This window comes from Carboxylicivirga marina (assembly GCF_016612505.1).
GTDB lineage: Bacteria > Bacteroidota > Bacteroidia > Bacteroidales > Marinilabiliaceae > Carboxylicivirga > Carboxylicivirga marina.
The window spans coordinates 1-1220 of sequence record NZ_JAENRR010000146.1 but is presented as its reverse complement, the minus strand read 5'-3'; the positions used below and the strand labels follow the sequence as shown (position 1 = coordinate 1220).

Genomic DNA, 1220 nt, shown 5'->3' with positions numbered 1-1220 from the left:
TGATTTCTTCTACCATTTTGTTTCACTTTTCATGTGCTACAAAGTGGTCCAGTTTTTAAAGCGGTTAAAAACACTTTCCAGTATCTCACTGGCTTAATAATGAAGTAGTATAATACATACTTTTGCTTTTCATACAAGTTAAAATATTGTAAATAAGCTCTAAGTACGAACTGTAAAGAAAAACCTCTTCATTAAAGATAAAGGAGGTTAATATATTGAAGTTAAAGGCAATTATCATATTACCTCATTACAACTCAATCCTCCTTTATTTTTTTTTTATCTTAAACCGGAATTTACAACTATGGAAAAGAAAGACGCATTAATCAATTGGTTTAAGAAAAATAAAGAAGGCTACCTTCTTTTTTCGGGAGGTTTTGATAGTAGTGCTGTATTGGGTGCTGCAATGAAAGCAGGTGCCAATATTATTCCGATATGGGTTAATAATGGATTCAACAGAGTTAAAGCCGATGATATGATTATGCAGGCTCAGAACCTGGGGGCACCTGAGCTTAAAATTATTGAAGTAACTCCGGGCGATGAGGTAGTGGCTAATCCCGAACGTCGTTGTTATCATTGCAAAAGCCATATTTTATCATTGGTACCAAAGGATGGCTCACCCATATACGACGGTACTACAGCCAGTGACTTGGGCAATTACCGTCCCGGAAAACAAGCATTGGACGAATACAAAGTACAATCACCTTTGGTCACACTGGGCATTACCTCATGGGAAACAAAAGATATAGCCATGGCCCTGGGCGCAGATCCTCTTTTTGCCGACCACGAAAGCTGCCTTGCTACACGTATTAACTATAAGCATTTGCTTACGCCGGAGCGCATCAAAGCCATTTACGATGTTGAAAATTACCTCATCGACAAAACAGGTGATTTTCATGTACGCTGTCGCATTGACGATGAAGACCACATGCGCATTGAACTGGCAAAACCTGAAAGTTATGCGCTTATAGCTGATGCCCAATTTAGAGAAGAGCTGTTTGAACTAGGAAGTAAAGCTTGCCTTTTCGTTACCATCGATGTGAAACGCTCGCGCCCCAATGAATACGATAAAAGAATCAGATATTAATGGTTAATTATTAATGATTAGTTATGAATGGTTAGTGATTAATTATTAATTGTCAGTTATTAATTAAGGGTGCAGATCTTTCATTACGCAAATTTGATCAAAAATTGCTCCCGCCTGTTAGTATGTAAACAACTAA

General features: G+C 37.6%; 1 protein-coding gene. It reads left to right on the top strand.

The genetic code is table 11. The features are described from left to right. Nucleotides 1–301: 301 nt before the first annotated feature. Entirely contained in the window at nucleotides 302–1084 is a 783-nt protein-coding gene (locus JIV24_RS22135; RefSeq protein ID WP_200467265.1) for an adenine nucleotide alpha-hydrolase family protein, read from the top strand. The last annotated feature ends 136 nt before the right edge of the window (nucleotides 1085–1220 follow it).

Coding starts and splice junctions, on each gene's coding strand:
- JIV24_RS22135 (WP_200467265.1), top strand. CDS start 302: ATGGAAAAGAAAGACGCATTAATCAATTGGTTTAAGAAAAATAAAGAA.